Below are 23,013 nucleotides of genomic sequence, written 5' to 3' on the forward strand. Positions count from 1 at the left end.
CAGCTACGACCGGTCGCCGGAGGGGCCGGCGGCCCCTTCGCGTCGCGTCGTTCCGCCGTCGTCGCCAGCCTGCCGCGTCGCACCGCCGTCGGCCCCGTCGCGTCGCGTCGTTCCGCCGCCGTCGTCAGCCTGCCGCGTCGCCCTGCCGTCGTCCTCGCCCCGCCGCGTCGCCCGGGCGCCGTCCCGGCCGATGCCCGCGAGCGCCGCGGTGAAGCTGGGCGAGGACTCCAGCACCCGGATGTCCGCGGGCATGGAGATGTCGGCGTCGCTCAGCGCCCGGATGACGGCGGCGATCACCTGATCCTGCGCCTCGAGCGTCTCGAGCTGACGGGCGCCCGACCAGAACCGCAGCTCGATGTTGATCGTCGAGGCACCGAGCTCGGTGATGAGCGCCTGGGGCGGCGGGTCGTCGGCCACCGTGCTCAGGCCGTCGATCGCCGCGAGCGCGAGGGCCCGCGCCCGCTCCAGGTCGGCGTCGTAGGCCACCCCGACGACCACCGACGTGCGCACCTTCTCGTAACCCGTCTGGACGGTGAGGACGCCGCTGCTCATCGTGGCGTTGGGGATGAGGACGCGCCGGCCGTCGAAGGTGCGCACGACCGTCTCGCGGAGGTTGATCTCGACGACGGTCCCGCGCACGTCACCGATGGCGATCTGGTCGCCGGCCCGGAACGGTTCACGGCTGATGAGCAGGACCCCGGCGAAGAGGTTGCCGAGCACCTCCTGGAACGCGATGCCGGCCGCGATCGAGATGACGCCGAGCCCACCGAGGATGTTGATCGGCTGCACGCTGGGGAACGCGATCGTCAGGCCCGCACCGATCGCGAGGCCGAGCAGCAGCCAGCCGGCCATGGCCGAGAAGACGGCGGTGAAGCTCGGGCTGCGGCCACGCCAGCGCCAGTACCGCTGGAGGCCCGCACGCAGGAGCCGGGAGAGCAGGTACCCGGCAAGCACCGTCAGCGCGCCGACGCCGAGCTGCCCGGGCTCGATGTCGGGCAGGTTCCAGCCGGCGGCGGTCTGGGCTCTCACCTGCCCCATCATGCAGGGCCCCGGAGCCGGTCGCCCCTGGGGGCGGCAGGCCGCAAGTCGACCGCAAGTGCCGCGCAAGCGCTGCTCGCGATGGTGGTGACGTCAACCGGACACCACCGACGAAGGAACCACCGTGACCATCGACCTGCTCTCCCCCACCACCCTGCGCACCGCCGGCACCGGCGCCCTGCACCTGCCCGGCGACCCCGGGTACGACGCGGCCCGGCTCGCGTGGAGCTGCGGCGTGGACCAGCGCCCGGCAGCCGTCGCCTCCCCCACCAGCGCCGCCGAGGTCGCCGCCGTCGTGCGGGCGGCCCGCGCCGCCGGACTGCGGGTCGCCCCGCAGAGCACCGGCCACAACCCGGGCCCGCTCGCCGCCCAGGGCCTCGACGACGTCGTCCTGGTCCGCACCGGCGCGATGAACGACGTGCGGGTCGACCCCGACCGGCTCACCGCCCGCGTGGGCGGCGGCACCGTGTGGCTGCCCGCCGTCGAGGCCGCGGCCGCCCACGGCCTGGCCACGCTGCACGGCTCCTCCCCCGACGTCGGGATCGCCGGGTACTCCCTCGGCGGCGGCCTCGGCTGGTACGCCCGCAAGCTCGGGCTCGCCGCGAACAGCCTCACCGCGGTCGAGCTCGTCACGGCCGACGGGGAGATCGTGCGCACCGACGCCCAGCACGACCCCGACCTGTTCTGGGCGCTGCGCGGGGGCGGCGGCGGGTTCGGCGTCGTCACCGCTCTCGAGTTCGGGCTGTACCCGATCGCGACGGCGTACGCGGGGTTCCTGCTGTGGGACGCCGCCGACGCCGAGCAGGTCCTGCGTACCTGGTCCGCCTGGGCGCCGGGAGCCCCGGACGAGGTCACCACGTCCTTCCGGATGATGAAGCTCCCGCCGCTGCCGGAGCTGCCGGACTTCCTGCGCGGCCGGCACATCGCCATCATCGACGGCGCCGTGCTCGGCACCGACGAACGGGCCCGCGAGATCCTCGGCGAGCTGCGGGCGCTGCACCCGGAGGTCGACACCTTCGCCCGGGTGCCGGCGGCCTCGCTCGCCCGGCTGCACATGGACCCGGAGGAGCCCATGCCGCTCGTCTCCGGCACCGCGATGCTCGGCTCCTTCCCCGACACCGCGGTGGACGCCTTCCTCGCCGAGGTCGGTCCGGGCTCCACCTCGAGCCTCCTGATGGCCGAGCTGCGCCAGCTCGGCGGGGCCGTCGGCCGCCGGCACGAGGGCGGTGGCGCGCTCGACCGGTTCGTCGGCGACTTCCTCGCCTTCGGCGGCGGGCTCGCCGCGACCCCGGAGATGGCCGCCGCGGGGCAGGCCGACGCGGACGCGCTGATGTCGGCGCTGGCCGGCTGGGCCAACGGGCGCACCTACCTCAACTTCGCCGAGGACGCCGTCGACCCGCGGACCGGGTACGACGTCGAGGCGTGGCAGCGCCTCACCGCGATCCGCTCCGTGGTGGACCCGGACGGGCTGTTCGTGCCCAACCACCCGATCGGCCGCGCCGTGGAGGACGACGTCCTGGTGTGAGGCGAACTCAACCACCCGAGCACCGAGCACCGAGCACCGAGCACCGAGCACCGAGCACCGAGCACCGACCAGAAGACTCCGTCAGCCATCGCCTGACGGAGTCTTCTGCGTGTGGGCGTGGGTGGGCGTGGGTGGGCGTGGGCGTGTGGGCGTGGGTGGGCGTGTGGGCGTGGGTGGGCGTGGGCGTGTGGGCGTGGGCGTGTGGGCGTGGGTGGGCGTGGGCGTGTGGGCGCGGGCCGTGAGGCGGGTGTGGCCCGCACGCTGCTGACCAGGACCTTCGGGCCTGTCCAGGGGCGGGGGCCGGCGGCAGAGTGGACCGGACGACGACGGACGGACGACGATGAGCGCCGCGAGCACGGCCCCGACCGAGGTGCCGGTGGGCTACCGCCTGCACAGCACGCTCGACCTCAAGGAGGACCCCCGCGCGGCGGTGACGATCCAGGTCGGCTTCGCGGCCGCCGTCGCCGGGCTCGTCGCGGCCGCCCTCCTGCTGGACCTGCCGCTCGACGGCTCCTGGCACCCGGCCGTCGTCGCGGCGGTCACCGTGGCGGCCTGCGTCGTCTACATGGTGGTGCACGAGGCCACGCACGGCGCGGTGCTCTGGTGGCTGACGAAGGTCCGCCCGACGTTCGCCGTCCGCCTGCCGTACCTCGTCACGGGGAGCCCGGCGCTGATCTCGCGGCGCCAGGCCGTCGTCGTCGCGCTGACCCCGGTGGTGCTGTGGGGCCTGGTGCTGCTCGACCTGCTGCGCGACCTGCCGGCGGAGCTGTTCCTCACCGTGTACGTGGTGCTCGTCCTCAACGTGGCCGGCTCGGCCGGCGACGCGCTGCAGGCCCATGCGTTCGCGCGCCTGCCCGCCGGCGCGCTCGTCCGCGACGACGGCCGGGTGACCGCTGTCTTCCTGCCGGACCGCTGACCTGCGCCGGGACGAAACCTTTACGCCTCGCACGGGGTGCCGCTAGTGTCCGTTTCGTAGGACGGTGGCTCAGCCGGCCGGCGGTCGGCGAATCCACCCGCAGCCTTTTTCCGTCGCCTCCGGAGAACGCACCGGTCGTGGCGGGACGTCTTCGTCGTGCGCACCGGGGGGGAGCCACGCCGAGCACCCCGACGTGCCGGTCCGGACCCCTTGGAAGCGCCAGCCTCTGCGCGCCCGGCAACGGCACTCGGTGACCGCCGTACCGCACCACCGGTCCCGCCAGGAGTCCCCCCGTGCCGAGCCCCCGCACGACCCGCCGCGCCCGTTCCCCCCGCCTCAGCCGTTCCCCCCGCCGTCCCCTCTCGCTGCTCGGACTGAGCACCCTGCTGGTGCTGTCCCTGGTGGCGACCGCCCCACCGGCCACGTCGGAGGTGCTCTCCGGGGCGGAGCCCGCCACGCTCGGCCAGGAGCCGCAGATCACCCCGGCCGAGCTGGGCGAGGACACCCTCGAGGGCCTGCAGCTGGCGGACCCGACCGAGAACCTCGACCTGGTGGCGCCGCCGGAGGCGGACAACCAGGGCGGCGCGGCGCTCAGCCACCCGTTGGGCGTCCCGGCCGGCCGGGCCGGCGTCGAGCCCACGCTCGAGCTGGCGTACGACTCCGGTGGCGGCAACGGCTGGCTCGGCACCGGCTGGGACCTCGGTCTCGGCGCCGTCGAGGTCGACACCCGCTGGGGCACTCCGCTGTTCTGCCCGGCCGCCGGTGCCATGTGCGGGCCGGAGGGCGAGCGCGACGTCGAGAGCGAGACCTACCTCCTCGACGGCGACCAGCTCAGCCCCACGGCCGTGCGGTTCCCCTTCGTCGACCGTGAGGGCGACAAGGCCGACTGGACCCGCCGCGTCGAGACCGAGTGGGAGCGCATCGTCCGTCACGGGGACAGCCCCAGCACCTACTGGTGGGAGGTCACCGACAAGACCGGGACGACCCGGTACTACGGCGGCACGCCGGAGGGCACGCGCGACCCGCAGGCGATCCTCACCGACGACGCCGGCAACGCCGTGCGGTGGGGCCTGTCCGGGGTCCGCGACATCTCCAGCAACATCATGCGGATCACCTACGACAAGCCCGCCGGCACCGGCGTCGGCGCCGAGGACGCCACCCTCGGCACCGGCTTCTACCCCCGCTCGATCCGGTACACCGGCTCCCTCGCCGCGGGCGTCCCGGACGACCCCGCCTACGAGATCGTCTTCCTCCGCGACGGCGACCTCGGCGTGACCGAGCGCCGGCCGGACGTCGTCGTCGACGCCTCCACCGGTGCGCTCGAGGTGACCTCCGACCTGCTCCGCCGGGTGGAGGTCCGCCACGGCACGCCCGCGGCCGACGGCACCGCCCGGACCACCTACGGGACGCTGGTCAAGGCCTGGAACCTCACGTACACCGAGGAGGCGTTCGGCAAGTCGCTCCTGCGCACCGTCGAGCAGGTCGGCTCCGACGACGCCGTCGCCGGGTCCCACACCTTCACCTACTACGACGAGGTCGGGTACGACACCGGCACCTACGACGGCTTCGCCGGCGATGCCACCTGGACCACCGGTGCCGGCGGCGGCGCGAACGACCTCAACCAGACCCTCCTCGGCGGTGTCGAGCTCTCCGCCCTCGGCGCCTCGGAGACCAACAGCGGCGACGGACACGCCTACATCGGCTTCAACGCGACGGCTCCGTCGAAGACCGGCTCCTTCGGCGGGTCGATCTCCGTCAGCGGCGGCGGCACCGGCGGCCTGGTCGAGATGATGGACCTCAACGGCGACCTCCTGCCCGACAAGGTCTTCCGCAGCAACATCACCGGCGCCGGCGTGCAGTACCGCCTCAACACCTCCGGTCCCGGGGGCACCACGACCTTCGGCCCCGCGAAGCCCGTCGTCGGCATCGGCACCCTCTCCACCGAGGCGTCCGTCGGCATCTCCGGCGGCCCGGAGGCCTACTTCGGCGTCTCCGTGCAGTTCAACATCGCCGCCGACGTCTCCATCGGCGAGCAGTACTTCACCGACGTCAACAACGACGGCCGGCCCGACTACGTCAGCGCCGGCAAGGTCTGGTTCAACACCCCCGACGGCAGCGGCGGGGTGGAGTTCCGCGACGACAGCTCCGGCACCGCCGTCCCCATCGACCCCGGCACCGCCAGCCTCGCGGGCATCGAGGCGCTGCAGGAGTTCGAGGACTTCCAGCGCGCGAGCTCCCCGCTCCAGGACGTCGTCCACCGCTGGGTGGCCCCGTTCACCGGCACCGTCCAGATCACCGGCGACGCCACCCTCGACCCGCCCTCGGGGACGGACTACGCCGGCGACGGCGTCCGCGCCGCCGTGCAGTACCGCGGCACCGAGCTGTGGGCCGCGAACCTGGCCACCCCCGGCGCGACCGCCACGCCCACGGGCGTGGACACGGTCGCCGTCGAGCGTGGCCGAGCCCTGTACTTCAGGGTCGGCTCGGTCGACGACGGCGCCGAGGACCTCCTGCGCTGGAGCCCCGTGGTCACCTACACCTCGCTCGGCACCCCGGGCGGCGACGCGAACGGGCTGAGCCAGACCGAGTACGCCGCCGCCGACGACTTCACCCTGGCCGGGCGCCCCGACACCCCGGTGCTCATGCCGCTGGCCGGCACCGTCCGCGTCGAGGGCACCCTCACCAAGTCCGCCGCCACCAGCGACGACCTCACCGTGCTCGTCATCCACAACGGCACCGTCGTCCACTCCGTGCCGGTCGCGGCCGCCGCCACCGGCGACGTCGCAGTCTCGACCGAGATCGACGTCGCCGCCCCGGTCCCCGCGGGTGACGGGACGCCCGGCAGCGCCGACTCGGTCGTCGTGCGGATCGCCGCGGACTCCCCGGTCGACCCCACCGTCCTGTCGTTCGCGCCTCGCCTGTACTACACCCAGGCCTTCGACGGCGCGACGGAGATCCCGGTCCTCGCCGACCTCGACGGCGACCTCGTCGCCGACGAGCCGGCGCTGGAGCTCGAGGTGCCCTACGACATCGACATCTACCCCCGCAACGACCTCACCGCCCCGGCCGAGCCCTGGGCCTCCGACCTGGACGTGGCCCGCACGGTGACCGTCTCGGGCCAGGTCGGCGCCGTCGCGTCGACCGAGCCCGGCACGGTCGTGCTCACGGTCAAGCAGCGCACCGCCGACGGCGACCCCGGCGAGCTCGTGGCCAAGGGCACCTTCGACGTGCCCGTCCCGCCGCTGGCCGGCCTGCCCACCGCGGGGTCGACGAGCCTGACCGTCGAGCTCGACCCCGACGAGGACTACTGGTTCGACCTCACCGTGCGCGAGCCCGGTCTCTCGGACCACATCACGGGCAGCGACGTCTCGCTCCGCTGGACCGACGGCGACGGCGTGCAGCAGGACCGCGACGTCCCCCAGACCCTCAACTGGTCCGGGCGCCAGGCCATCTTCCCCATCGCCCACCGCGGGTGGGCCTACGCCGGCTACAACGCCGACGGCCGGTCCACCACGGCGATCGACGAGCAGGCCTTCGAGTTCGACCGCGCGGACTACCCCGAGGCCGCACCCACGGGCTTCGGTGACGACACCTACCAGGACCCCGCCCAGGGCGAGTCCTACACCTTCACCCCGTACGTCCTCGACGTCGTCGGGGCCGGCGGGGTCGTCACCGCCGTGCCGATCTGGCGCGGGATCAAGGACAACCTGGCCGGCGGGGCGGGCTTCATGTCCTCCTCCCGCACCGGTGCCGACAGCATCGGCGTCGCCGGCTCCGCCGCCGGCGCCGGCGTCCAGGCGGTGCGCCGCGTGGGCGTCTCCGCACCCGTCTTCGGCCTCGTCGCCGGCATCGGGCCCGTCTCCGGAGCCTTCGGCGCCGGTCCGAGCTTCGGCCTGCTCGACTACGTCGACATGAACGGCGACGCCTTCCCCGACGTCGTCGCGCCCGGCCGGATCACCTACACCACCCCGCGGGGCGGCTACCTGCCCGGCTCGGGCGACGGCCCCGACGTCGTCGGTCAGGACACGACCTTCGCCGTCAGCGGCGGCTTCGAGGGCACCGCGATCGACGTCAAGGGCAACTCCAAGGGCGACGCGAACACCGCCCAGGACACCGCCGCCACCTCCGGCAGCGGGAAGAAGCCGACCTCGTCGGGATCGGCGCAGCAGGGCGAGGCGGCCGAGACCCAGGAGTCCGGCGCCAACGTGGGCGCGAGCCTCGGCATCACGGCCCAGTTCACCAACCCCGGCTCCCTGAGCGCCGACTGGAACGAGGGCCTGGGCGCCACCGACCTCGACACCGACGCCCCGCTCGAGCGCGAGCTCGCCGACGTCAACGGCGACGGCCTGCCCGACCAGGTCGTGGCGAGCCTCGACGGCGTCTCGGTCTACCTCAACCTCGGCTACCGGTTCTCCGACACCGCGGTGAAGTGGTCCGGCGGAGCGTTCGAGAACGGCGAGTCCTACTCCGGCTCCGTCGGTCCGCTGCTGGGCTTCAACTACAACAAGAAGGAGTTCTCCGGCGGCCTGTCCTACAGCGAGGGCATCGACCAGGCCCGGTACTCCTGGGTCGACGTCGACGGCGACGGCGTCCTCGACCGCATCCGCAAGGCCGGCGACGGCACGATGGTCGCCTTCGGCTCCGGCAGCGGACTCGCGCCCGAGGTCGACTACGGCTCGATGGTCACCGGCGAGCTGGAGCTCATCGGCGACATCCCGCTCGGCGAGCAGGCCGCCCAGGACCGCAGCCGCGGCCTCGGCGGGGGCTTCGACTTCATGATCCCGGTCGGGCCGCTGTGCCCGCCGCCGATCGGGCCCGGCTGCTACATCATCGTCAACCCCGGCGCCAGCTACGAGCGCAGCCTGTCCTCCACCCAGGTCCAGCTCACCGACGTCGACGGCGACGGCTACCCGGACTCCGTGCGCAGCACCGCCGACGGCACGATGACCGTGCGGGCCAACAACCGCGGCCGCACCAACCTCCTGCAGTCCGTCACCAACCCCCTCGGCGGCGAGATCCGCCTGGGCTACACCCGCGACGGCAACACCGAGGACCAGCCCTACCCGGTGTGGCTCATGACGTCGGTCGAGGTCGACGACAACCGGCCCGGCGACGGCCCGGACGTCCAGGCCACCACGTACCTCTACGAGGGCGGCCGGTTCGACCCTGTCGAGCGCGAGCAGATGGGCTACTCCGCCGTCACCGAGCAGCAGCGCGACGGCGCCCTCGACGCCGCCGTCCTGCGCCAGACCGTGCGCGCCTACGCCACCGACACGGTCTTCGACTCCGGGCTGGTCACCTCCGAGGTCCTCCGGGACGGGTCCGGGCAGCGGCTCTCGTCGACGACGTCGACGTGGATGCTCACCGAGCTGACCGAGAACGTGGCGAGCTCGGCTCCCGGGGACGCGGTCGAGGCTCTCGTGAGCCGGCCGGCCACCGGTGCCGAGGCGCTCGCGCTCCTCGACGACGCCCACGGCGTGGTCCGCACCAAGGTCGTCCAGGCCTGGTACGACGCCACCGGGAACCTGGGCACGTCGCGGGAGTCGACGTTCGCCTACGACGACCTCGGCAACGTGACCGAGCAGGGCGACCCCGGCCAGCCCGGCAACCCCGACGACGACCTCACCTCCGTCACCACCTACTCGCAGTGCCGCGACAGCTCGTGGGTCGCCCAGCCGGCGATCTTCACGGTGGTGGGCGCCGGCGGCGACGTGCTGCGTGAGCGGGACGGCTCGACCGACCTGTGCCTCAACGCCGTGCCGATCCACCTCGAGGAGCGCATCGACGACGCCGCGGTCGCCGTCACCGACCTCGAGTTCGACGCCTGGGGCAGCTACGACCGCATCACCTACCCCGAGAACGCCGACGGCGAGCGCTACACCGTGGACTACGTCTACGACACCGACCGGCACACCGACGTCGCCGAGGTCGTGGACAGCCACGGGCTCACCGCGACGGCCACGTACTCCCCCGCCGGCCGCGTCACCGCCCGCGTCGACGCCAACGGCGCGACGACGAGCTACACCTACGACGCGTTCGGCCGGCTCGAGACCATCCGCAGCCCGTACGACCAGGACCCGGCCGGCCCGCCGACCGTGGCCTTCGAGTACGCCCCGACGGCAGCGGACTACGGCTACGCCGTCGCCCGCCACCACGACCGCTTCAACGACGACACGATCGACACGGTCGCGTTCGTCGACGGCATCGGCCGGGTCACGCAGACCAAGCACGACGCCGACATCCTCGCCGGCGACCCGGCGGAGGCCTCGACCGACGAGATGATCGTCGCCGGCGCCGTCGAGTTCGACGCCCTCGGCCGCGAGGTCAGGGAGTGGTTCCCGATCGTCGAGCCGCTCGGCACCATCGGCACGTACCAGACGGCGACGTCGACGTACCCGCCCACCGTCACCTCGTACACGCTCCTCGACCAGGTCGCCGAGGTCTCGGTGCCCAACGGCGACGACGGCGACGAGCCGCACGTCACGACGATGGAGTACTCGTTCGGGTCGGTGACCGGGGTGCCGGCGGGCCTGTTCGTCACCCGGACCACCGACGCCAACCGCAACGAGGACGCCACCACCGGCAAGCAGCACGTCACCTACACCGACGTCCGGGACAACCTCCTCGTCGTCGACGAGCTGCCCGCGGGCGCGGAGTCGCTGCGCACCCGTATGCGCTACGACGCCCTCGGCCAGCTGGTCTCGGTCCTCGACAGCGCCGAGAACCTCACCACGCACACCTACGACGGGCTCGGCCGGCGCCTGTCCACCGAGACGCCCGACGGCGGGCTGCGCGAGCTGTCCTGGGACGCGGCGGGCAACCTCGTCTCCGAGGTCACGCCCAACCTGCGCGCCGAGGGCCTGAGCATCGACTACGCCTACGACGTCGACCGTCTCGTGCGGATCGACTACCCGGCCGGCACCCCGGACGTCGCCTACACCTACGGCGCCCCGGGCGCCGCGGGCAACGGCGCCGGCCGTGTGGTGGCGCTCGAGGACGGCGCCCGCCTGCAGTCCCTGACCTACGACGCCCTCGGCAACGTGGCCCAGGAGACCACGACGATGAAGGCCCACAACCTCGGGCCCCAGACGCAGGACAAGCTCACCTTCACCACGGGCTTCACCTACGACTCCTTCGGCCGGCTCGACACCCTCACCTACCCCGACGGCGAGGTCCTCGCCCACGAGTACAACTCCGGCGGGCTCCTCTCCGGGATGCAGGGCACGAAGGACTGCACCGAGCTGGGAGCGCTCACCGCGCCGGTCGACGCGGTCGCCACGACGATCACGGTGACCGAGCGGGCGTCGTCGGTGCCCGAGCTGCCGTTCACGATCACCATCGGCGGCGAGCAGCTGCGGGTCACCGACCGGGTCGCGACCGGGACGCCGGGGCAGTACACCTACACGGTCGAGCGCGGGATCAACGCCGCCGTGGAGGTCCCCACGGCCCAGGCGCACGCCGCCGGGGCCACGGTCACCTCCGACGTCGCCGTGACGTGCACCTACCGCTACCTCGACCGGCAGGAGTACGACGAGTTCCTCGACCGGCGGCTGCGGCGCACCGGCAACGGCGTCGTGAGCCAGTGGGCGATGGACTACATCGGCCGGCTCGAGACGCTCGTCACCGACACCGACGTGCGGCAGGTCCAGAACCTCACCTACTCCTACGACAAGGTGGACAACGTCCTGTCGATGGTCAACGAGGTCCCGGACGCCGTGCCGAGCCTCTACGTCGGGCCGAGCGAGCAGAGCTACACCTACGACCCGTACTACCGGCTCAGCACGGCCGAGGGCACCGCCGACGTCCCGCCGGACAAGGTGCGCGAGTTCACCCTCGCGCTCACCTACGACGCCCACGGCAACGTCACCCGCAAGGAGCAGACCGACGTCATCCGCAAGGCGAACGGCAGGGGCAGGGCGCTCGTCCAGACCCCGACGACCTACACCTTCGAGATGGACCACGCCGGGGACGGCCCGCACCAGCTCACGGTCAACGGGCCCCGGACGTACACCTACGACGCCAACGGCAACCTCACCGGCTGGGACGACACCGAGACCAACGAGACCCGCGCCGTCACCTGGGACGCCGAGGACCGCATCACGCGGATCGACGACGGCTCGGACACCACCGACTACACCTACGACGCCGACGGGCGCCGGGCGATCGAGCGCGGCCCCGACGGCGAGACCTCGTTCGTCAACCGGTGGTACACCGTGCGCAACGGCTCCGTCCCGTGGAAGAACATCTGGGCCGGGGACGACCGGCTGGGCTCGAAGCGCTCGTTCGACGACGACTACGAGCACCAGCAGTACTACCTGCACAAGGACCTCCAGGGCTCGACGAACGTCGTCACCGACGACACCGGCAAGGTCTTCGAGCACTGGGAGTACCTGCCCGGCGGGGAGCCCTGGATCCGGGAGGACTCCAACGTCCACCGCACGCCGTACCTCTACGCCGGCGGGTACCTCGACGAGGTGCGGGACCTGGTCAGCCTCGGGCAGCGGTGGTACGAGCCGCGCGAGGGGATCTTCTACAGCCCCGACCCGATCCTCCACCGCGACCCGGCGGCGGCTGCGGCCGACCCGGCGCTGCTCCCGGCGTACTCCTACGCCCAGTCCTCACCCCTGCGCCTGGTCGACCCCGGCGGGGACGCGCCCGACGCGGCCGGGGCGGACCTGCGCTCGCCGGGGATCGCGGCGGCGGTGGGCCGGCTCGCGGCCGCCGGCAAGGCGGCGGCGTTCCAGGCCGACCTGGCCCGGTCCTCCCGGCTGTGGCAGGCCCTGGTGCGGTTCTCCGGGACCGAGCGGGCGAAGTCGCTGCAGGCCTTCTCGGAGCGGTTCGAGGCCAAACCGCTCGTGCAGGTCAACCTCGTCAAGACCGCCGACGGCTGGGCGGTGCAGGACGTCCAGCTCTCGCCGTTCGGGTTCGTCCAGAAGAAGGTGTACGAGGGCGCCACCGACCGGGCGGGCCGGGCCGGGACCGACACCGCGGCCGACGACGGGCTCGGCGGCCAGAGTGCACCGGTACCCGGTGCGGGCACGCCGGCCGCCGACGCCGCACCCGCCAACGGCCCGCCCGTGCCGGGCACGGCCACGGCGCCCACCGGCGCGGGGGCGGCGCCGGGTCCGGCCGCCGTCGGCAGCCCCGCCGCGGCGAGTCCGGCCGGCGGCGGCCTCGGGTCCTCGTCGCCGGGCGCGGGCGTCGGGGCGGCGGACGGTCCGCCGGACTCGGGCGCGAGCTGACGGACCCCGGGTCGGCCGGCCGAACGGGCCGGCCGCCCCGGGGCGGCGTCCTATGCTCGGCGCTGTGAGGGTCGGGGTGCTCGGCCCCGTCGAGGCGTTCCTCGACGGCCCGCTTGACCTGGGGACGCGCAAGCAGCGCGCCCTCGTCGCCGCGCTGGCCCTGCACCGCGGCCGGCCGGTCGCCGTCGACACGATCATCGACCTGCTCTGGGGGGACGACCCGCCCGAGGCCGTCGCCGGGACGCTGCAGGCGTACGTGGCCCGGCTGCGCCGGGTGCTCGAGCCCGACCGGCCCGCCCGGGCGCCGGCCACCGTCCTGGTGACGATCGAGCCCGGCTACGCCCTGCGCCTGGCCCCGGAGGACCTCGACGCCGCGGTGTTCGAGCAGGTGACCGGGCACGCCCGGCGGCTGCTCGCGCCCGCGGCCCGGGTGCTGGAGGGGCTGGCCCCCACCGGCGCACGGACCGACCCCGCCGGCGCGCGGACCGACCCCGCGGGCGGCCGGCCCGCCGGCCGGCAGGCCGGCCCCCTGCCGGCGGGCGTCCTCGAGGACGCCGTCGCCCGGCTGGAGTCGGCCCTGGACCTGTGGCGCGGCGAGCCGTACGTCGAGCTCGAGGACGCCCCCTCCGCCGTCGCCGAGCGTGCCCGCCTCGAGGAGCTGCGCCTCCTCGCGCTGGAGGACCTCGCCGTCGCGCGGCTCGCGCTCGGACGGCACGGCCAGGCGGCCGCGGAGCTGGAGGCCCTGACCTCCGCGCACCCGCTGCGGGAGCGCCTGTGGGCGCTGCGGGCGCTGGCGCTGGCCCGCGGGGGCCGGCACGCCGACGCCCTCGACGTGCTGCGGCGGGTGCGCGAGGTGCTCTCCGACGAGCTGGGGCTGGACCCGGCCGCCGAGCTCCGTGCGCTCCAGGCGGCCGTCCTCACCCAGGACCCGGCACTGGCGGTGCCACCGCCCGTCACGGCCGGGACGCGCGCCGCGCCCGCCGACCAGGATGCCGCGCAGGACGCGGCTCCAGCGGCCCCGCGAGCGGCGCCACCGACCGGCGGGGACCGCGCCGACCCCACCCCGCTCCCCCGGCTGCCCTCGTGGCCCATGGTCGGCCGCGACTCCGAGCTGGTCGCGCTCACGGGTCTCCTCGACGCCGCGGACCGCGGCAGCCCGTCCTTCGCCGCTCTCGTCGGCGAGCCGGGGATCGGCAAGTCCCGGCTCAGCCACGAGCTCCTCGTCCTCGCGCGCGCCCGGGGCGCCCGCGTCCTGGTGGGCCGGTGCTCGCAGGACGACGGCGCACCGCCCCTGTGGCCGTGGGCGGCCGTGCTGCGCGGGCTCGGGGAGGACCTGCCGCTCGGACCGGGCGGCCAGGACGAGGGCGCGGGCTTCCGCACCTGGGAGGCGATCGTGACGGCGCTGGTCGCCGCCGCCCGCGAGCGCACCGTCGTCGTGGTGCTCGACGACCTCCACTGGGCCGACCCCGCCTCGCTGCGGGTCCTGCGCCTGCTGGCCGAGACCGCGGAGTCCGGACGGCTCCTCGTGCTGTGCACCTGGCGCGAGCACCCCGAGCCCGTCGGTCCGCTCGCCGAGGCGGCCGCGGCGCTCGCCCGCCGGCACGCGCTGCGCCTGACCCTGCACGGCCTCGACGCGACCGCCGTCGGGGCGGTCGTGGCCGCCGTCGCCGAGACCACCCCGACCGGGGCCGAGGCCGACGCCCTGCGCGAGCGGACCGACGGCAACCCGTTCTTCCTCGTCGAGTACGCGCGCCTGGCCCGCGAGCGGCGGGACCTGCCCGGCCTCCTCGCGGAGCCGGACCCGCCCTCGGCCGTGCGCGAGGTGCTGCTGCGCCGGCTCGAGCGCCTGCCGGGCCCGACGGTGGCGGCGCTGCGGGCCGCGTCGGTCGTGGGCCGGCGCTTCGACGTCTCCTCGCTCGCCGCGGCGGCGGGCGGCGACGAGGACGAGCTCCTGGACCACCTCGACCTGGCCCTCGCGGCCGGCCTGGTCCGCGACGAGGGGGTGGACCGGTTCTCCTTCTCCCACGCGCTCGTGCGCGACACGGTGCGCTCCCAGCTCAGCTCCACCCGGCGGGCGCGCACCCACGCGCGCGTCGCCGCGCACCTCGCCGGGCTGCCGGGCCGCGAGGTCGAGGCCGCCCACCACTGGCTCGCGGCCGGTCCGGCGCACGCCGCGCACGCCTGGCGCGCGGCCGTCGCCGCGGCCGGGGCGGTCCGCCGGTTCCACGCGTACGAGCAGGCGGCCGAGCTGCTCACGTCCGCGCTGACGTCGATCGACGTCGCCGGAGGTGCCACCGCACGCGAGCGCTACGACGTCCTGCTCGACCTCGTCGACGCCTACCGGTGGGCCGGCAGCTGGGAGGGGCTCGTGGCCACGGCCGAGCGCGCCGTCGCCGTGGCGGAGGAGATCGGCGACGTCGAGCTCCTCGTCCGAGCGGCGTCGGCCCCGACCGTCGGGGCGCTGTGGCAGTCGGCGCCCGAGGGGCAGGTCCACGCGGGCATGGTCGCGACGCTGCGCCGGGCGCTCGAGCGGGTCGGGCCCGGCGACGGCGCGGTGCGCTGCCGGGCGCTGCTGAGCCTGGCGAACGAGCTCTACCACGGCGCGGGCGTCGCCGAGCGGCGGGCGCTGCTCGAGGAGGCCATCGCCATGGCCCGGCGGCTGGGCGAGGAGGTGCTGCTGCTGGACGCCTGCGAGGTGGCCTGCGCGACCCTCCAGGGCCCGGCGACCGTCCGCGAGCGGCTGGCGTGGTCGCAGGAGGCGGCGCGCATCGCCGGGCGCATCGGGTACGAGCGCACCTACCTCGTGGCGCTCTGCCTGCGGGCGGGCGTGGAGGGCGAGCTGGGGATGGTGGGGCCGATGCGCACGACCATCGACGAGGCGCGTGTGCTCGCCACGCGGCTGCGGGTCCCGTTCGGGCTGATCGTCCTGGCGAACCTCGAGGTGCCGTGGCTGGCGATGGCGGGCCGGTTCGACGAGGCGCAGGAGTGGGTCGCCCGGCTGGAGGAGCTCGACCGGATGACCGGGATCCACCAGTCCGGCGAGGCACTGGCCGGGGCGATGGCCGCGCTGCGGCTGTGGCAGGGCCGCAGCGCCGAGTCCGTCCCGGCGCTCATGGCGATGGACGCCGGCCCCCAGCCGCTCGCGACGACGGTCGCCGTCTTCCTCCTGCGTGCCGGCCGCGTCGACGAGGCGAGGGCCTACCTCGCCGCGCACCCCGCCACGCTCGACGACGAGAGCTTCGTGGCGCTGCTCGGCTCGTGCATGGCGGGCGAGGCGGCGCTGGGGCTGGGCGACGCCGCGCTCGGGGCGGCCGCCTACGAGCGGGCGGTCCCCTACGCCGGGCTCAGCTGCTCGGCCGGCTCCGCGAACGCCTCGGGGCCGGTGGACGCCTACCTCGCGCTCGCCGCGGCAGCCACCGGGGACCTCGCCGCGGCCGCGCGCCACGCCGACCGGGCCGCCGAGCTGTGCCGCGGGTGGGAGATCCCGCTGGCCGGGCGGTGGCTCGCGGCACAGCGGGAGCGGTACGGCTTCTGAGCCCCCGGAAATGGATCGACCGGTGTCGGACCCCTCGGCGACAATGTCCCGGTGACCACCACGCCGCCCTCCGCGGTCGACCCCGCCACCCCGCCGGTCCCCGACGCCGGGAGCCCCGGCGACCCCCGCGACCCTGCCACCACCGGGCCCGTCGGCACCACCGAGGCGGACCTGCCCACCTGGCGCCGCGACGCGGCGATCTTCCTCTCGGGCCAGACCGTCTCGCTGTTCGGCTCGATGCTCGTGCAGTACGCGATCATGTGGCACCTCACGCTCGAGACGAGGTCGGGCGCCGTCATGGCCCTGGCCTCGGTGTTCGGCTTCCTGCCGCAGGCGGTCGTGTCCGTCTTCGCCGGCGTCTGGGCGGACCGCATGGACCGCCGCCGGCTCATCATCGGCGCCGACGCGGCCATCGCGGTGACCACCCTGGGCCTCGCCCTGCTCATGCTCGGCGGCATCGACGACCTGTGGCTGATCTACCTCGCGCTCGCCATCCGCTCGGTCGGCGCCGGGGTGCAGATGCCCGCCGTCGCCTCCCTGCTGCCGCAGATCGTCCCGACCACCAGGCTCATGCGGGTCAACGGCATCAACGGCTCCATCCAGTCGGCGATGATGCTCCTCGCGCCGGCCGTGGCCGCCGCCGTGTACGCGAGCTTCTCGATCGTGGCGGTGTTCCTCGTCGACGTCGTCACGGCGGTGGTCGGCATCGGCCTCCTGCTCGCACTGTCCGTGCCGGCGCTCGCCCGTGCCGCCGGCGCGGCCGAGCGCCCCGGTTACCTCGACGACCTCGTCGACGGCGTCCGCTACGTCCGCACCCACACGTTCGTCCGCTGGCTGCTGGTGCTCTACGGCGTCGTCTTCCTCCTCGTCGTGGCGCCGTCCTACCTCACACCGCTGATGATGGTCCGCACCTTCGGCGAGGAGGTCTGGAAGCTCACCGCGCTGGAGCTGGCGTTCAGCATCGGGATGATGCTGGGCGGCGCGGCCATCGCGGCCTGGGGCGGTCTGCAGAACCGGGTGGTCATGGTGCTCGGGTCCACGTTCGTCTTCGGTGCGCTCGCCGTGGGCATGGGCCTGGCGACCCACATGTGGGTCTTCATCGGCCTGATGTTCCTCGTCGGGCTCGCCGTCCCGGCCTTCTCCACCCCGTCCATGACCGTGCTCCAGGAGACGGTCGAGCCGGATCGCCAGGGCCGGGTGTTCGGGTTCGTCGGCATCGTCATGGCCGTGTCCATGCCGCTGGGCATGGCGGTGTTCGGCCCGCTGGCCGACCGGTTCACGGTCCAGTCCCTGCTCGTCGTCTCCGGCGCCCTGATGTTCCTCGTCGCGACCGTCGCCGTCATCGTGCCGTCCGGGCGGCGGGCCGTCACCGCGGGTGCGACGCCCGACGCCTGACCTGGTACCGCTCGGTCACCCGCCCAGCTCGTGCGGGTGCGGGTAGGACTCCTGGGCGCCGCGGCGGCCGACGGCGAACGCCGCCACCTCGGTCGCGGCGACCACGGCGTCGCCCAGGTCGGCGCCCCGCGCGAGCGCCAGCGCCAGGGCCCCCACGAACGCGTCGCCCGCGCCGGTCGTGTCGACGACGTCCACCGGGCGAGCCCCGGTGTGCTCCGGCCGGCCACCGGCGACCGCGTGGGCGGCCCCGGCCCCACCGAGCGTGACGACCACCGAGCGCGGGCCCAGAGCGAGCAGGGCGGTGACGGTCGCGCCGGGGCCGGTCCTGGCTCCGCCGACGAGGACGGCGGCCTCGGACTCGTTGACGACGAGTGGGTCGGCGACCGCGAGGACCTCCGCCGGGAGCGTGGCCGCCGGGGCGGCGTTGACCACGAGCCGCGCCGACGTCGCCTCGCGCGCGACGTGCTCGACCGTGTCCAGGGGGATCTCCAGCTGGAGGACCACCACGTCGGCGGATGCCAGCGCGGCGCGGCAGCCGGTCAGGAGCGCGGGGGTGACGTGCCGGTTGGCGCCGGGCGAGACGATGATCGCGTTCTCCCCGTCGGGTGTGAGGAGGATGACGGCGTTCCCGGTCGGCGCCCCCACGGTGCGCAGGTGGCCGACGTCGACGCCGGCCGCCTCGAGCGACCGGCGGAGCATGGCGCCGTGGTCGTCGTCGCCGACGCAGCCGACGAACGTGACGTCCCCGCCGAGCCGGCCGGCCGCGACGGCCTGGTTGGCACCCTTCCCGCCCGGGGTCACCCGGACGTCGGAGCCGAGCACCGTCTCACCGGCGGCCGGCCGGTGGTCGACGTCGAGGACGAGGTCGGCGTTGGCCGAGCCGACGACGACGATGCGGCCGCTGCTGCCCATACGGCGATTGTCCCCGACGGTCACCCCCGGGCGCCGTCGGTGCCCCTGTGACCTCCTCGTCCATCCCCGGCCCCCGTCGACCGCCCACCGCGTCGAGATGCGGCTCGTCCGGCGTCGGACCACCCTGGTGACGAAGCGAACCGACGCGGGCGCCGTCGTCGCCCGCCGCACGCACGGGAGGCAAGCGATGCCGAAGACCAACAAGGACGGCTCAGCGAAGCAGAGCGAGCTGCCCTCGACGCTGAAGAAGTCCGGGGCGAAGGCGCAGCGCACCTTCGCCAAGGCGCACGACTCCGCCGCGGAGACGTACGGCGAGGGCGAGCGGGCCAACCGGACCGCCTACTCGGCGCTGAAGCACTCCTACGAGAAGGTCGGCGACCACTGGGAGGCCAAGGACGAGAAGGGGCCGTCGGACAAGAAGGCCGCCGGGGGCCGCGGCTCCGCGGGGAGCACGAAGGGTGGGGTGGACGCCAACGCCTCGAAGGAGCACCTCTACGACGTCGCGAAGCGCCTGGATATCTCCGGCCGGTCGAGGATGAGCAAGGACGAGCTCGTCGACGCCATCCAGCGGGCCAACGCGAAGGAGACGCGCAAGAGCCGCTGACGGCACCCACCGTCGGGCGAGGGGCCGGGGGTGGGCGACCGCCCGCCCGACACCCTGGTCAGCACGGCCCGAGAGGTCCAGACTTGCGCCGACAACGTCGAGCGAGGAGGACCCATGACCACCAGGCTCAACCCGTACATCAGCTTCAAGGACAACGCCCGCGAGGCGCTCGAGTTCTACCGCGACGTCTTCGGCGGCGAGCTGACCGTGAGCACCTTCGCCGAGTTCCAGGCGAGCGAGGACCCCGCCGAGGCCGACAAGATCATGCACGGCCAGCTCGAGGCTGGTGCCCTGACGCTCATGGCCGCGGACACGCCCGACGCCATGGGGTACGACGACGGCTCCCGCATCTCCATGTCGCTCAGCGGCGAGGACGAGGCCGAGCTGCGCGGCTACTGGGACAAGCTCGTCGACGGCGGGACCGCCACCATGCCGCTGGACAAGGCGCCGTGGGGTGACTACTTCGGCATGTGCCAGGACAGGTTCGGCGTCACCTGGATGGTCAACATCGCGGGCGACGGCGGCCAGCCGTCGTAGCCGGCCCACCGGCCGCGGCGACCGCCACGACGGCCACGACGGCCACCGACCGGACCGGCCGGCGCGCTCAGCCGCGCCACCACCTCCGGTCACGCCAGGCCGCCGTCGACCACAGCGCCCAGGCCACGAGGACGGGCTGACCGAGGAGCCGGACGGCCCGGGCCGTGTCCGTGTCCAGGCCGAAGGCGTCGGTCCGGGTGAGGTACTGCGAGACGTTGCCCGGGAAGATCGCCACGAAGAACGCGGCGACCACCCAGCCCACGACCACGCGGTGACGCGGCAGCGCGACGAGGGCGCCGCCCAGTGCCAGCTCGACCGCGCCCGAGGCCACGACGACGGTGTCGCCGTCCACCGGCAGCCACGGCGGCACCTGGGCGAGGAACTCCTCCCGGGCCACCGTGAGGTGCCCGGTGCCGGCGAGCAGGAGCACCGCACCGAGCAGGAGTCGCGCGGCGGTCCGGCCGCGGGAGACCGCCGGCCGGGTCTCGCGCTGGTGCTCCATGAACCGACGCTAGCAGGGGGCTTGACAGCCGCCACGAGGAGGCGCATCGTTGTAGTCAACCGATTGATTGAACAACAAGGACGTTGATCACATGGCCGACGACGACGAGCTCCTCGACCGGGCCTTCATGGCCCTGGCCGACCCCGCCCGCCGTCGGATCGTCGCCCGGCTCAGCCGGGGGCCGGCCACGGTCAACGAGCTGGCCGAGCCCTTCGCGATCACCAAGCAGGCGGTCTCGAAGCACATCCAGGTCCTCGAGTCGGCCGGGCTCGTCACGCGCACACGCGACGCCCAGCGCCGGCCCGTCCACCTCAACCCCGCACGGCTGGAGGAGCTGACCTCCTGGATCGACCGCTACCGGCTGGTCAAGGAGGCGCAGTACCGCTCGCTCGACGCCGTGCTCCGCACCACCAACCAGCAGGAGTGAACGAGATGAGCAACGCCCTTCACCTCTCCGTCCCGGAGGGGCTGCCCTTCATCGACTACGAGCGCGAGTTCGACCACCCGGTGCCCGAGGTGTTCCGGGCCCACGCCGACCCCGAGCTCATCACCAGGTGGCTCGGCCCGCGCGGGACGAACGTCCGCGTGGAGCACTACGACTTCCGTACCGGCGGGTCGTACCGCTACCACCACACGGGTCCGGACGGGCACTCGTACGCCTTCAGCGGCATCTTCCACACCGTCCGTGAGAACGAGTTCGCCATCCAGACCTTCGAGTTCGACGGCTACCCCGACGTCGTGAGCATCGAGTCCCTGACCTTCACCGATCTCGGCGACGGGCGGTGCCGGCTGACCGGCCACAGCGTCTACCCGTCCGTGGAGGCCCGGGACGGCATGGCGATGTCCGGCATGGAGGAGGGGCTCGGCGACGGCTACGACCGCCTCGAGGAGCTGCTCGCCGAGGGGGTGGCGGCATGAACGCCATGACGCTCACCGTCCCCGACGCCGCGCCGTTCACCGAGTACACCCGCGAGTTCGACCACACGGCCGGGGAGGTCTTCCGTGCCCACGCCGACCCCGACCTCTTCGCGCGGTGGATCGGCCCTCGGGGGCTGAGCACGCGGGTCGAGCGCTACGAGTGCCGGTCGGGCGGCACGTTCCGGTTCATCCAGCACGGCGACGACGGCGTCGAGCACGCCTTCCGCGGGGTCTTCCACACCGTGCGGCCCGCCGAGCTCGTCCTCCAGACCTTCGAGTACGAGGGCTACCCGGACGTCGTCACCCTGGAGTACATGAGGTTCGAGGACCTGCCCGGCGGTCGCTGCCGGCTCACCGGACGGTCCGTCTACCCGAGCCTCGAGGCCCGCGAGCGGTACCTCGCCGACGGCATGGAGGGCGGGATCACCGAGGGGTACGAGCGGCTCGACGAGCTCCTGGCCGAGCAGGTTCCCGCCACCTGACGTCTTCCTCGACCCCCGTGACGCCTTCCCTCGACGTCGCCCACGGCGCACACTTCTTCCACCGGGGAAGGAGCGGCCATGTTCGACGGCGAGCACATCCCGCCCGGGTTCGAGCCAGGGGCCGAGCGTGGCTCGATGCGACCGCGGACGAGCCCGGCGGCAGGGTGGAGCCTCGCACGATGGGCCGCGACGATGCTCGTCGTCGCGGCCGTCGTCGCGGCGTTGGTCGTCCTCGGGTAGCGCTCGCCCACAGGCAGGCGCTCGCGTGCGGGTCGTCCCCCCGCCTGCTTCACGTGCTCGCCGACACCCTCACCGAGGTCGGATGATCACATCCTCCTCGCCGGTGACGTCCTCGACCTCGTGGCTCGCGCGGTCCATGAGCTGGTCGGCGAGGTGGCGCAGGGCTCGTGCCACGGCGACCTCGTCACCGATGCGCGAGACGCGAGGGTCGGCCGGGCTGCGACGGCTCTCCCCGCTCGCACTGATGCCCGGAAGGGCGTCGCTGATGAGGGCCACGTTGGCCGTCGTGTCGTCGCCCTGCTCGAAGACGGACACCCGCACCTGCCACTCGTGCACGGGCCGGAGCTCGCCGACCTCGGCCGCCGCGGACTCCGCCTCCGTGTGCGTGGTGCGCAGCTCGGCGCTGGGTCCGGGGAAGATCAGTCCCTCGTGCCCGTCGCTCCATCGCACCAGGTAGGGCGGCTCGCCGTCCCTGCCGCGCACCTCGACGATCTCGCCGTCGCGCACCGGTTCCCCGACGTGCTCCGCCGCGAGAACGATGTGGTCTCCACGCTGAGCCCTCATGACCACTCCTCCGGTCGTCTCCCGTTCCTGCTCGTGACTCCACTCTGGCGCGCTTGGCCCGGTCAGGGAAGGGGCGACCGCGGGATCGGCCCACCACCAGCCGAGCACGGCGTTGAGTCCCAGCCCCACCAGGACCGTCACCGACAGGGCGTTGGACATCCACGTCTCGGTGGACTGCGCCACCAGCACCGGGTTGTCCAGTTCCCGCCCGGTCCGCCGCTGTGCCACCGCGACCGGGGTCATCACGACCAGGGCGACCACGTTGAGCACGATGCCCAGCAGGGACTCCCCCGCCTTGTCCTGCGTGAGCAGATCACGAACGGACTCGAACGCCACGTAGGCGGCCAGCGCGTAGAAGGTGACCGCGATGGCGCGCAGCGCCGGTCGCTGCCGCGCCCGGGCGCCGGCCCGCAGCTGCCAGATCACCACCGCGGCGGCGAAGACCTCGATGGCCGAGTCGATGCCGAACCCGATCAGCGCGATGGAGTTCGCCATCACCCCGGCGGTCACGGCGACGACGCCCTCGATGACGTCCCAGACCACGATGAACCACGCGAGGGCGAGCCCCCGCCTCACCGCCGCGCGTTCACCGTGGCCGGTCAC

Annotated in this window: 15 protein-coding genes; 11 read left to right on the plus strand and 4 right to left on the minus strand. The window is 74.0% G+C overall.

Annotated elements, in window-relative coordinates; genetic code table 11:
- Nucleotides 1-3: 3 nt before the first annotated feature.
- Complete coding sequence (locus AAEM63_RS11655; protein WP_341358444.1) at nucleotides 4-1,029, minus strand: mechanosensitive ion channel family protein; 1,026 nt, start codon at nucleotides 1,027-1,029, stop codon at nucleotides 4-6.
- A gap of 133 nt (nucleotides 1,030-1,162) precedes the next feature.
- Between AAEM63_RS11655 and AAEM63_RS11660 the strand changes: the two genes are divergently transcribed.
- The 5 genes from AAEM63_RS11660 (at nucleotide 1,163) to AAEM63_RS11680 (ending at nucleotide 17,651) form a co-directional block, all read left to right on the plus strand.
- Nucleotides 1,163-2,563 (plus strand): FAD-binding oxidoreductase, encoded by a 1,401-nt coding sequence (locus tag AAEM63_RS11660; protein WP_341358445.1) that lies wholly within the window; start codon nucleotides 1,163-1,165, stop codon nucleotides 2,561-2,563.
- Between the two features lie 340 nt (nucleotides 2,564-2,903).
- Complete coding sequence (locus AAEM63_RS11665; protein ID WP_341358446.1) at nucleotides 2,904-3,479, plus strand: DUF3267 domain-containing protein; 576 nt, start codon at nucleotides 2,904-2,906, stop codon at nucleotides 3,477-3,479.
- Between the two features lie 293 nt (nucleotides 3,480-3,772).
- On the plus strand, nucleotides 3,773-12,721 hold the full coding sequence (locus tag AAEM63_RS11670) for a SpvB/TcaC N-terminal domain-containing protein (protein ID WP_341358447.1): 8,949 nt from the start codon (nucleotides 3,773-3,775) through the stop codon (nucleotides 12,719-12,721).
- Between the two features lie 64 nt (nucleotides 12,722-12,785).
- A complete protein-coding gene (locus AAEM63_RS11675; RefSeq protein WP_341358448.1) occupies nucleotides 12,786-16,256 on the plus strand; it encodes a BTAD domain-containing putative transcriptional regulator in 3,471 nt (1,156 codons plus the stop codon).
- A 51-nt stretch (nucleotides 16,257-16,307) separates the two neighbouring features.
- Nucleotides 16,308-17,651, plus strand: coding sequence for an MFS transporter (locus AAEM63_RS11680; protein WP_341358449.1), 1,344 nt, complete (start codon nucleotides 16,308-16,310; stop codon nucleotides 17,649-17,651).
- 15 nt (nucleotides 17,652-17,666) lie between these two features.
- Here the strand turns inward: AAEM63_RS11680 and AAEM63_RS11685 are convergent, their stop codons facing one another.
- A complete protein-coding gene (locus tag AAEM63_RS11685) occupies nucleotides 17,667-18,563 on the minus strand; it encodes a ribokinase (protein WP_341358450.1) in 897 nt (298 codons plus the stop codon).
- 187 nt (nucleotides 18,564-18,750) lie between these two features.
- Here AAEM63_RS11685 and AAEM63_RS11690 point away from each other — a divergent pair, with 187 nt between their 5' ends.
- Nucleotides 18,751-19,167, plus strand: a complete 417-nt coding sequence (locus tag AAEM63_RS11690) for a ChaB family protein (protein ID WP_341361357.1) — start codon at nucleotides 18,751-18,753, stop codon at nucleotides 19,165-19,167.
- Between the two features lie 114 nt (nucleotides 19,168-19,281).
- Complete coding sequence (locus tag AAEM63_RS11695) at nucleotides 19,282-19,704, plus strand: VOC family protein (protein WP_341358451.1); 423 nt, start codon at nucleotides 19,282-19,284, stop codon at nucleotides 19,702-19,704.
- Nucleotides 19,705-19,771: 67 nt separating this feature from the next.
- On the opposite strand, the gene AAEM63_RS11700 is transcribed toward AAEM63_RS11695, so the two are convergent.
- Nucleotides 19,772-20,206, minus strand: a complete 435-nt coding sequence (locus AAEM63_RS11700) for a hypothetical protein (protein WP_341358452.1) — start codon at nucleotides 20,204-20,206, stop codon at nucleotides 19,772-19,774.
- 91 nt (nucleotides 20,207-20,297) lie between these two features.
- Here AAEM63_RS11700 and AAEM63_RS11705 point away from each other — a divergent pair, with 91 nt between their 5' ends.
- The 4 genes from AAEM63_RS11705 to AAEM63_RS11720 all read left to right on the plus strand — a co-directional run bounded on the left by AAEM63_RS11705 (nucleotide 20,298) and on the right by AAEM63_RS11720 (nucleotide 21,846).
- Nucleotides 20,298-20,633 (plus strand): metalloregulator ArsR/SmtB family transcription factor, encoded by a 336-nt coding sequence (locus AAEM63_RS11705; RefSeq protein WP_341358453.1) that lies wholly within the window; start codon nucleotides 20,298-20,300, stop codon nucleotides 20,631-20,633.
- A 5-nt stretch (nucleotides 20,634-20,638) separates the two neighbouring features.
- The gene (locus AAEM63_RS11710; protein ID WP_341358454.1) at nucleotides 20,639-21,124 is read left to right on the plus strand and encodes an SRPBCC family protein; all 486 of its coding nucleotides are present in this window, start codon (nucleotides 20,639-20,641) and stop codon (nucleotides 21,122-21,124) included.
- Nucleotides 21,121-21,606, plus strand: coding sequence for an SRPBCC family protein (locus AAEM63_RS11715; protein ID WP_341358455.1), 486 nt, complete (start codon nucleotides 21,121-21,123; stop codon nucleotides 21,604-21,606). The genes AAEM63_RS11710 and AAEM63_RS11715 overlap by 4 nt, the downstream gene beginning before the upstream one ends.
- Before the next feature lie 78 nt (nucleotides 21,607-21,684).
- Nucleotides 21,685-21,846: a hypothetical protein gene (locus tag AAEM63_RS11720; protein ID WP_341358456.1), complete on the plus strand. Its 162-nt coding sequence runs from the start codon at nucleotides 21,685-21,687 to the stop codon at nucleotides 21,844-21,846.
- Between the two features lie 69 nt (nucleotides 21,847-21,915).
- On the opposite strand, the gene AAEM63_RS11725 is transcribed toward AAEM63_RS11720, so the two are convergent.
- Nucleotides 21,916-23,013, minus strand: coding sequence for a DUF1918 domain-containing protein (locus AAEM63_RS11725; RefSeq protein ID WP_341358457.1), 1,098 nt, complete (start codon nucleotides 23,011-23,013; stop codon nucleotides 21,916-21,918).

It is taken from the genome of Georgenia sp. M64, from assembly GCF_038049925.1.
Taxonomy (GTDB): domain Bacteria; phylum Actinomycetota; class Actinomycetes; order Actinomycetales; family Actinomycetaceae; genus Georgenia.

Excerpts from the sequence above, each read along its gene's own strand:
- AAEM63_RS11690 (WP_341361357.1), top strand. The coding sequence starts at position 18,751 with ATGCCGAAGACCAACAAGGACGGCTCAGCGAAGCAGAGCGAGCTGCCC.
- AAEM63_RS11685 (WP_341358450.1), bottom strand. The coding sequence starts at position 18,563 with ATGGGCAGCAGCGGCCGCATCGTCGTCGTCGGCTCGGCCAACGCCGAC.
- AAEM63_RS11705 (WP_341358453.1), top strand. The coding sequence starts at position 20,298 with ATGGCCGACGACGACGAGCTCCTCGACCGGGCCTTCATGGCCCTGGCC.
- AAEM63_RS11710 (WP_341358454.1), top strand. The coding sequence starts at position 20,639 with ATGAGCAACGCCCTTCACCTCTCCGTCCCGGAGGGGCTGCCCTTCATC.
- AAEM63_RS11720 (WP_341358456.1), top strand. The coding sequence starts at position 21,685 with ATGTTCGACGGCGAGCACATCCCGCCCGGGTTCGAGCCAGGGGCCGAG.
- AAEM63_RS11665 (WP_341358446.1), top strand. The coding sequence starts at position 2,904 with ATGAGCGCCGCGAGCACGGCCCCGACCGAGGTGCCGGTGGGCTACCGC.
- AAEM63_RS11695 (WP_341358451.1), top strand. The coding sequence starts at position 19,282 with ATGACCACCAGGCTCAACCCGTACATCAGCTTCAAGGACAACGCCCGC.
- AAEM63_RS11700 (WP_341358452.1), bottom strand. The coding sequence starts at position 20,206 with ATGGAGCACCAGCGCGAGACCCGGCCGGCGGTCTCCCGCGGCCGGACC.
- AAEM63_RS11715 (WP_341358455.1), top strand. The coding sequence starts at position 21,121 with ATGAACGCCATGACGCTCACCGTCCCCGACGCCGCGCCGTTCACCGAG.